Below are 9160 nucleotides of genomic sequence, written 5' to 3'. Positions count from 1 at the left end.
AGCTACCCATTTTGTAATTTGATCAGAAAATGCTAGTAATGCTACTCCCCCAGTCACAATAGCTACACAAATCGCAAAGGCGAAACCTGTACCTGCAAAAAAGAAGGAAACCCAAGCCCAAAATCCACCACCAACAAAACTTGCCCCCATAACTTTTAAAAAGAAAGTTTTATTTGCTTCTTCCTTATAACCACAACATTTGCATTTTATATATGCCATATTAATGCACTCTATTTAAATTGAGATCTAAATTTTTATATAGATTTTTGTTTTAAAAAGGAAAAGCACAGGTAATTTTAAATTATTTGTGCTCTCATACTCGTATTACTTAACTTTTGATGCAACGCTAGAGGAAAGTGCTGCTCCAGCTGCAACTCCTGTTCCAGTTATAACTGTCACACCACCAGCCATACCAGCACCGCCTGCAGCAATAGTCCCACCGCCTAAAGCGGCTAAAGATGCATTAGTCAGAGCAACACCACTTAAAGAACTAATTGCAGTTCCTGACGCAGTTGCTCCTAGTACCCCTGCGGCTCCCAGACCTGCAGCAATTGCTGGTGCCGCTACTAATGCAACACCACCAGTAGCAACTGTTCCCACAACTACCGCAATACATTTTTTAGGATTATTTTCAACATAAATTGCAGCATCTATAGCTTTATCAATTGCAGTATTTGCCACATCTTTTATAAATCCAAACATATCTAATTCTCCACTTCTCTAGTTCGAGATATTCTTCATGCTTAGCATAATACATGAATATCCAACCATTGGAAATAATTTTACTCCTAAATTAAAAAATATTATCCAAATAACTTTTGTTATAATATCGACAAAATTTGAAGAGGTGATTATGGCTACAGCAGATAAAGATACATTGAACTATGTGACATCGATTAGTGCTCTATCTGGATTTATCCTTTATCACATTCGTAATCAGATGGGGTTAAATCACAGAGAGATAGCAAAGATCTTCGATATAACACATACAACTTATGGAAATATGGAACGAGGTGATACTGCCATTAATGCTGATTTCATATACATGTTATGTACGTTAAGTGGAATAAAATTCTCAAGTTATTTCAGTCTATTAGAAGATTTAATTATTAACATTGAAAAAATAGAGAAAGGATTAAATGGTGAGAAAGTTAAAATTAAAATTATCCCAAGTACTGACCTCCAGAAAATAATTATAGAAAATGCCAAGAGTGGTCTTTCAATAGCTCCTTCTCCTGAAAATTTAAAAAATCTTTTAATAGGTCAAGATATAAATTTCTTTATTTCTAGAGATTTGAAAGAACGTCTATCTGTAATAAGCCCAATAAGATTTACTAAAGAGCAAATTAGTGAAATGGGGAGTTTGACAAGTCACGAAGTTGAAAAAGTAATAAAAAATATCGACTCAAATCCTGATATAGAAACAGAACAAATCGTTAATTCAAATGAGGCTACTCTGGCAGCAGTAGCTTTAGGTGGTGGGACTCTTGCAGCTGGTGGTGCTGCACTAACAACTGCTTCTTTAGCAGCTTTAGGTGGTGGTGCTCTGACTAATGCATCTTTAGCCGCTTTAGGCGGTGGGGCTATTGCAGCAGGCGCTGGTATGGCTGGTGGTGTTAGTATAGCTAGTGGTGCTCTTGCAGCTAGTGGTGCTACTAGGCTCATAGGGGTAGCTTTTCCTGGTATTTATGCAATCACAGCAGGATATAGTTTATATAAAGCTTACAAACAAACAAAAGAAGAGAAAAAATCAAAAGAATAAATCCCCCATTTAACATAATGGCCATTAATCGTGTAGTGAATGCTTTAGGCCTAAAACTCACACTACAGCACGCCTAAGACTTTAAAAAAAGTAGTAAAAATGGGAGCATTTTGGCTCCCATTTTTTGCTTCGTATAAGGTGTATTATGTTAATTTTAGAAAAAGTAATTAGGGCGTGTCCTCATCTCATTTAACGAAGTAAATCGGTCTGTATTTTGTTTAAAAAATCTGCAATTCCTTCATTAAGCATTCAATGTTAAGCATCTAAAGTCATTTTTTGAGCTATTTATCAAATGAGGACAGCCCCTAGTCTTCTAGAATCATTAAACTATTTGACTAATTTCCAATCTTTACGTTTGCAAGATGGACAAGCATATCTTTCGGCTACCCATTTTGTAATTTGATCAGAAAATGCTAGTAATGCTACTCCCCCAGTCACAATAGCTACACAAATCGCAAAGGCGAAACCTGTACCTGCAAAAAAGAAGGAAACCCAAGCCCAAAATCCACCACCAACAAAACTTGCCCCCATAACTTTTAAAAAGAAAGTTTTATTTGCTTCTTCCTTATAACCACAATTTTTACATTCTACATGTGCCATATTAACGCATTCCATTTAGCTTTAAATTTATTATAGCGTAGAACATAAAGCTTTAAAAAACATATATATAAATCATCTCAATAATTTAATCTATGTATAAAAAATAGATATCAGCTTTGGGAAAAAAATATTGTAGCAATAGCACTTCCTACTACTAGGCCAACTTTGGCAACGTCACCTGCCTTTTCCCAAGCAGATTTATCTTTCCAATTTTTATTATTATTTTTTCTACTCTGAGAGTTTGTATTATTGGATTCTTTTTGTTCCTGTTTTTGTTCTTGTTCTTGTTCTTGTTCTTGTTGCTGTTTTTGTTCAGTTAATAAGTTTTGTAAAAAATTAATAGCGTTATTAGCATTTTCAACAAAATTATCTAGATCTGTACAAAAATTTGCTTCGTGAACAGCTTTATTACGTATAGTTGCTAGCCAACGTATTTTTCTAACCATGGAGGGGGATATTATGGATTCAATTGAGTCTAGCTTTTCATGCATTCCTCGACCTATTGCTCCTAACTCGACAAGTAACGATTCAATTTGCGTCGAGTAATCTAAAATTGTTCCTCGCATATTACCCTCTATGAATATAATCTTTTAAAATTAATATGATAATCTAATTTTTATGCATACTCGGCAATTATGAAATAAATAACTCTAACTCATACTAAAGGTATTACTGAATAGACACCTTTTAGCTCAATAAAGTTCGAAACAAAATCCCCTATTTAACATAATAGAGCTTATACGAAATGCAAAATAAATAATGTTATATTTCAAAAAGTTATGCTATAAGAAATCGGGGACGCAAACCCAAAAAGCCGGCTTGGAAACAAGTCGGCTTTTTTTTAGACGGGTTTGATACTTCTTGCCAATAAAATTGATTATTTTTTAATCAAATTGAAGCTTTTTTCAATGTTCCCGGCCCTTCCAGGGCAAAAATTATCCCCAATTTCTGCGGATAAACCTGGGACAGTTTTCAACCATATTTGTAAGCATTTGCTCACATTAATTCAAGTCTATGACCACTAGTTCACATACTTGAAAATTCATATGATTAGTCCATCAGGAACAGGATGTTCCAGAACGTAAAAAGGAACTTTATGTTCTAACGCAAGGAATGTGAGGTACAACAGGACGTTATACCAAGAGCTGAATACGAAAAACCCCGGCAGGATGCTGGGGTTTTTTATTATCTGAACTTTTTAAATCAAAGTGGGATGAGCATCCAAAATGCGAATTAGAGTGGCTGCAAGACCAGTCGGATAGCGACGGCCTGTTCCCAGTTTTGTAGGGTTCTCGCGCTAATATGCAAACGTGAAGCGAATTCTGCTTGGGTTAAACCTGTTTTCTCACGTACTTCTTTAATATCTGGTAATTCAAGCTCAGTCACTCGGCTTGCTTTCATTTCGTTGCGTTTGATTGCACCAGCTTCTTTAATCGAAGCAACCAGGTCATCAAATAAGTTGTTATCCATGAAATTGCTCCTTTACTAATTGACGTAGGATCGAGGTTTCTTTGTCTGTCAGATTATCTTTTATAGACTTTGGATAAGCCACCAAGAAAAAGATCTGATCATCCTCTGTGACCCAATAATAGATTACCCGGATAACCCAGTCTCAATCTGCTCAGCTATATGATTTCAACACGCTTGTATGTAGAGCAACATGGTAATAACACCAGATTAATTCTGAGCTTTTTTTACTGTTACTCTAATGATCAATCAGTTTGGATTTTCCTGATACTGAGGTGCTGCATCAGATATTTCATACCAAGCTGGCTTCGATGCAACAAAAACATGGAACTGATTTCTTAAGACGGGGTCATCGTCCAAACAATTAACTGGTATTGGAAAAGACGAACTCTCCGAACCGATTTCACCCAAAGCAGTTCCGCACTTTTTACAGAACGTTCGTACATAGCTAAATGGTAGTTCAGGCTTATATGTTTGTATAAACTCTTTACCTTGAAGTAAATTAAAGGATTCTTTTTTCACAAAAATAATCGTACTTGATCCGAGCTTACGACAGCGTGAACAATGGCACGTTCCCATCATGTCAGGAACGGTATTCAATTCAAATTTAACAGCACCACAACAACAACTACCCTGAATCATATTTTGCCTTTATTTATAAAGAGGTCTGGAATTTTTGATCTAAAAAGGATAACTATTCAATCGTTATCCTGCGTAGCAGCCATTATATTAAATGGGAAGGAATTCTCTGTATATCATGCTTAAAACTAAGTAAGTTCTGTATTGCTGCATATTCAACAACAGCATGAAGAACTGAAACAACAAAACAAACGTAATCATTCTCAAAAGATGCCAAGCAGACGTGCACAGAAAACAGCGATTCAACAACGAAATCTGAATCCTGTGCTTGACTTAGAAATGTCGGTATAGGACATTTCTACTTAGGAATAACAGCCCTATTCATGGGCTTTTTCAGCTCTTATGAAACTATGAGTAACCTAATTTTTTTTCAATTTCTCTAATTAAATCATCTCTATAAACAATGTTCGATAGGGCTTTAGCATATAGTGCATCTTCGATATCATGGGCATCTCGGATATGTTTTAAGCTATGCTTATTCATAAATTTCTCAATGAAATATACTACTTCATAACCTTCATCTTTATCGACTTTAACTCTATCTGATGTACCTTTATACGGAGCATCACCTTCATCACGAGACCAAGTATATTTATATAGACTATCTTGTAAATTCTCTTTCTTAACTTTTACAGCCATTTTATAAACCTTTTAATAAAATATTTTTAAAATCTAACAATAATAAATAGTTAAAAAAAGGGCTAAACGAACGAGAGCGTCGAAATATGACGCTCTATTAAACATACAATCACTTATGTAACGTTCAATCCTCTAGACTTCTAAATTTAGAGTTCATACAGCAGGATATACATATGCAGCAAAAATCTTGGCAAAAGCTATTCAATGATTTAATTGGTGGGCTCATAAATATAAGCATTGTTGCAATCGTTCTTTTTTTCACAGCAGTTCAATCTGCCAAGTTTTTTTATTTGGAAATGTATATACAAGCACTGTTTTTAGGAGTCGGTACAGTATGTTTATTGATACTGTTTGTCATTGGACTTATAGCCTTTGTCGATGATAAAGCTTCTCCTCTATTAAATAAGTCAAATAACAAAGTCATCTCAGGCATTATTATGATAGCTATAGGTTTCTTTTTATTAATGCCAACTTTCTATACTTTATTTTTAGCTGATTTAATGAAAATAAAATAATAGATTAACCACTAAAAAGCCCAAATTAATCTTGGGCTTTTTGTTCAATCTGATCATTAGCCTCAAACATGCCAGGATTGGTGATCCGGATATTTTTCTGACAACTCCCACAAAGCATCAGCCCTGCAAAAAGCTGTACGTTTTCCCTTGAATCGCAGAAAGCACACGGTTTAGAAAGCTGAATAATATTAGTCATATTTTTGACTCCCAATAAAATTATTCTGGGCGTAGGCTGTACCTCTAGCCTGCATATTGCGTATATCTTCTTTTTCCATATTCAACTTCATTAAGATGCCAATCAACATCATGTATACGCCACCAAAATCTTCATAATATTTTTCTTTAAAACAATTTTCTTGAGTAAAAGTCGTCAAAGCGTGATTCATATTTTTTTCAAAATCATTCACCAATGTTTCAATCCGACTGGCCTGCCGTTCAATACTGGCCATTTGTAAATTACTGGTCAGTAGATCCCGTAAATAAGTTCCTAATTTATCGCCCTTCAATTGAGCCAAACGCTCATATTCTTGTGCGACCTGATTGTCTAATCTGACGGCTACGGTTCGAGTGCTGTTCATAAAAAACTCCTATCATTTGTTTTCAATCTAAGCACCTAATTTCTAAAAAGTAACTATCAAATATAAGTAAACACTGTGTTAAGTTTTAATGATTACAGGTTAAATACTTAATATAAAAAGAGAAATTTACATAAAAGCGTAAACAAAGGTGATTACAAGCTATCTTATTGTTTTGTAAGTAAATATTGCATTTTATCTGCAACAAAAAGTGTTTACAGCTAAGCCTCTGAAATACAATAAAAATAACCATAAAAGCGTAAACGCTTTCAAGATATATGAAAAACCGCTGTATCCCTTATAGCATAAGGCTTTGAAGCCTTTATCTTTAGATGCGTGGTGTGTGAACCAAAAATTGCCGGTATGTACCGGCTCCCCATCTATTTAATTGACTTAACTGACGGCAAAGATAGTGCTTGGCCAAAAGAGATCCTGGCTATTGTGTTTCTAAGAGAAAAATCTATAAGCGGGCACACTAGTCTGAGAATCAGAAATAAAACCCAAGTTAAAACACTCTCACATGCGATTTGAGCCACTTTTTTACTTAAGACATAGAATCTACTCTTGAAATGAGTAATCAGGTCAAAAAACGCAAATGAGCGCCAAATAGAGGCTATTTTTATTCTCATAGGGATAAATAGAGCGAGTGTCTACGAGCGAAGCACCAAAATTCGCACCTCGACTCTCTGAAAAACAGCTTTTTAGGCTGTGAAGCCTAAATAAGCGTAAATCACATGCAGAAAATTGAGCCTAGATCGAGCGTAGCGAGTAAAAAAGCTTTATGAGCGAAGCGAATTCCGAGTTGCTTTTGCTCTTGTCTTTGCTTTTTCTCAAAGTCACAACTGTATGAACCAAAAAATTGCCCCAAGAATCGAGCGAAAGCGAGATTCAATAGAGTTTGAGCGTAGCGAAAACCAAGGGCAATTTTTCATTCCCAAGGTTTTTAATTATTTTTAAGTTTTTTAAATGCTTTTAGATCTGCTGGAATCCTTTATACAGAAGGGTTTCCTCGGTTATATAGCAACGTTTCCTCGGTTATATAGCAACGTTTCCTCGGTTATATAGCAACGTTTCCTCGGTTATATAGCAACGTTTCCTCGGCATTTGACAACAAATTTTTATTGTGTTGTTATAGCAACACAATAAAACCGTTGCTAAATAAAATGACATGACAGACTTAGTCGTAAAATCAAATAAACTTGTTCAAGCCTTACAGACTCTTACCTTAAGTGAAACTCGTCTTTTACAGCTTGCAATTGTAGATGCTAGGGAAACAGGACAAGGGCTATCAACTGATGAACCTTTAGAGCTAAATGCAATTAGATATGCAAAAGCCTTTAATGTTTCTCCAGACGCAGCTTATTTAGCTTTAATTGAAGCAGAAGATTCGCTATTTAAGCGACAATTCACTATTACAAATGAAGATGGAAGTCTAACGAAAAGTCGTTGGATTCAAGATGCAAACTATAGAAAAGGTGAAGGTCGAATTTTAGTTACATTAACTCGGGTAGTTATCGAGCATGTCACTAAAATAGATGGGTTCGAACAATATTTCACAAGCTATCATCTCCGGAAAACATCTGAATTTAAAAGCGTCTATGCAGTTCGTTTGTACGAATTATTAATGCAGTGGAAATCTATAGGAAAAACCCCTCTTTTTGAATTAAATAAATTCCGTAGTCAATTAGGTATAGGCGTAAACGAATACACCAGAATGGAAGCATTCAAGAGACGTGTACTTGATATTGCTATAGACCAAATTAACGAGTTTTCAGATATTAATCTTAAGTATGAACAACATAAAAAAGGACGTTCAATTTCAGGTTTTTCATTCAGTTTTAAACCAAAGAAAATAGCTCATCAGCATATCGAAAGTAAGAGAGATCCTAATACCTTAGATGCTTTCTCAAAAATGACAGATGCTCAACGTCATTTATTTTCTAATAAACTTTCGGAATTGCCTGAAATGAGTAAATACTCTCAGGGAGCAGAAAGCTATCAGCAGTTTGCCATACGCATTGCTGAAATGCTTCAAGACCCTACTAAATTTGAAGAGTTACATCCTTACCTTCAAAAAGTTGGGTTTAAAGTTGCCTAAATTATAGACTTGATCATTTGTCTATTAGACAGTCTAATAGACATCAACTTTTGACAAGATTAGGCATAGTTTTACACCATGAAAAGTCTTTCAGTTCTTGAATTATCTAAACTTTACAGCATAAATAGACAAACGATTTACAACCATATAAATAAAGGAATTTTAAGCAGAAATTCTGATAATAAAATTGATTTAGCAGAAGCTATTCGAGTATTTGGAGAACCAATTAAAAAACAAGATGTAAAAGAGTCTGTAAAAGTAGACAGTCCAAATTCGGCAGAAGTTTTACTACTTAGACAACAGATAGACGTGCTAAAAAATCAGCTTGATGATGCAAAAGACAGGGAATCTTTTTATCAAAACCAAATTGAAACGATGCAACGCCTATTAGAAGCTCCAAAACCCAATATGACTACGTTTACCGATCAAGAACCGGTGCAACCAAGCATAGCCAAAACAGATCCAGAACCGGGCACAGCAGAAGCTAAACATGACGGATTGACTACTCCGGTCGAAACAGAAAATAAGCGGATTCCAGTGCCGGAGCACGTAGCACCGGAGCAGCCGAAAAGAGGGTGGTTAAGCCGGTTTTTCTTGCCGAATGGCTAACCGATCTGTTTAGGTGTACTAATCAAAGTTGTGAAACATTGATTAAAGACTAGGCGTGGAACATGAATAATCATTAAAAAAGCCCAATCGGCAGTGATTGGGCTTTTTACTACAATATAAGACTATAATTTATATGAAATAAAAATTTGTATTTCGTATAAGGTGTATTATGTTAATTTTAAAGAAAGTTAAGAATATGAGAAAAGAGTTAAGAGAAATATTTATTCATGGATGTAATGAGAAAATTGAGAAAAAA

Annotated in this window: 11 protein-coding genes and 2 pseudogenes; 5 read left to right on the top strand and 8 right to left on the bottom strand. The window is 35.1% G+C overall.

The genetic code is table 11. The features are described 5' to 3' along the window. Positions 1-219, bottom strand: a 219-nt coding sequence (locus GTU69_RS16480) for a hypothetical protein (RefSeq protein WP_166172125.1), incomplete at its 3' end; no start/stop codon positions are given. 105 nt (positions 220-324) lie between these two features. Then, positions 325-681: a hypothetical protein gene (locus GTU69_RS17055; RefSeq protein ID WP_205683570.1), complete on the bottom strand. Its 357-nt coding sequence runs from the start codon at positions 679-681 to the stop codon at positions 325-327. Positions 682-739: 58 nt separating this feature from the next. Here GTU69_RS17055 and GTU69_RS16470 point away from each other — a divergent pair, with 58 nt between their 5' ends. Further along, positions 740-1762 (top strand): helix-turn-helix transcriptional regulator, encoded by a 1023-nt coding sequence (locus GTU69_RS16470; protein ID WP_166172123.1) that lies wholly within the window; start codon positions 740-742, stop codon positions 1760-1762. 327 nt (positions 1763-2089) lie between these two features. Here the strand turns inward: GTU69_RS16470 and GTU69_RS16465 are convergent, their stop codons facing one another. The 3 genes and pseudogenes from GTU69_RS16465 to nadS all read right to left on the bottom strand — a co-directional run bounded on the left by GTU69_RS16465 (position 2090) and on the right by nadS (position 3832). Beyond that, entirely contained in the window at positions 2090-2362 is a 273-nt protein-coding gene (locus tag GTU69_RS16465) for a hypothetical protein (RefSeq protein ID WP_166172121.1), read from the bottom strand. A gap of 110 nt (positions 2363-2472) precedes the next feature. Beyond that, a complete protein-coding gene (locus tag GTU69_RS16460) occupies positions 2473-2928 on the bottom strand; it encodes a hypothetical protein (RefSeq protein WP_166172119.1) in 456 nt (151 codons plus the stop codon). 632 nt (positions 2929-3560) lie between these two features. Next, positions 3561-3832, bottom strand: a pseudogene (gene nadS, locus GTU69_RS16455) (NadS family protein). 774 nt (positions 3833-4606) lie between these two features. Between nadS and GTU69_RS16445 the strand changes: the two are divergent. Further along, a pseudogene (locus GTU69_RS16445) lies at positions 4607-4759 on the top strand (ISNCY family transposase); the annotation flags it as partial. A gap of 57 nt (positions 4760-4816) precedes the next feature. Here GTU69_RS16445 and GTU69_RS16440 read toward each other — a convergent pair. Continuing rightward, a complete protein-coding gene (locus GTU69_RS16440) occupies positions 4817-5107 on the bottom strand; it encodes a hypothetical protein (protein WP_166172115.1) in 291 nt (96 codons plus the stop codon). Between the two features lie 173 nt (positions 5108-5280). Here GTU69_RS16440 and GTU69_RS16435 point away from each other — a divergent pair, with 173 nt between their 5' ends. Beyond that, positions 5281-5622: a hypothetical protein gene (locus GTU69_RS16435; RefSeq protein WP_166172113.1), complete on the top strand. Its 342-nt coding sequence runs from the start codon at positions 5281-5283 to the stop codon at positions 5620-5622. Positions 5623-5647: 25 nt separating this feature from the next. On the opposite strand, the gene GTU69_RS16430 is transcribed toward GTU69_RS16435, so the two are convergent. Continuing rightward, positions 5648-5818: a hypothetical protein gene (locus tag GTU69_RS16430; protein ID WP_166172111.1), complete on the bottom strand. Its 171-nt coding sequence runs from the start codon at positions 5816-5818 to the stop codon at positions 5648-5650. After that, complete coding sequence (locus tag GTU69_RS16425; RefSeq protein ID WP_166172109.1) at positions 5811-6200, bottom strand: hypothetical protein; 390 nt, start codon at positions 6198-6200, stop codon at positions 5811-5813. Before GTU69_RS16425 ends, GTU69_RS16430 begins: the two co-directional genes overlap by 8 nt. A gap of 1165 nt (positions 6201-7365) precedes the next feature. Between GTU69_RS16425 and repM the strand changes: the two genes are divergently transcribed. Further along, positions 7366-8295: a replication initiation protein RepM gene (gene repM, locus GTU69_RS16420; protein ID WP_166172107.1), complete on the top strand. Its 930-nt coding sequence runs from the start codon at positions 7366-7368 to the stop codon at positions 8293-8295. Between the two features lie 78 nt (positions 8296-8373). Continuing rightward, positions 8374-8904, top strand: coding sequence for a plasmid replication DNA-binding protein (locus GTU69_RS16415; RefSeq protein ID WP_166172105.1), 531 nt, complete (start codon positions 8374-8376; stop codon positions 8902-8904). Positions 8905-9160: the final 256 nt, after the last annotated feature.

The sequence above is a fragment of the Acinetobacter sp. SA01 genome, assembly GCF_011319235.1.
In the GTDB taxonomy this organism is placed as follows: domain Bacteria; phylum Pseudomonadota; class Gammaproteobacteria; order Pseudomonadales; family Moraxellaceae; genus Acinetobacter.
The sequence above is the reverse complement of the archived record's forward strand: the minus strand, read 5'-3'. Positions and strand labels throughout refer to the sequence as shown.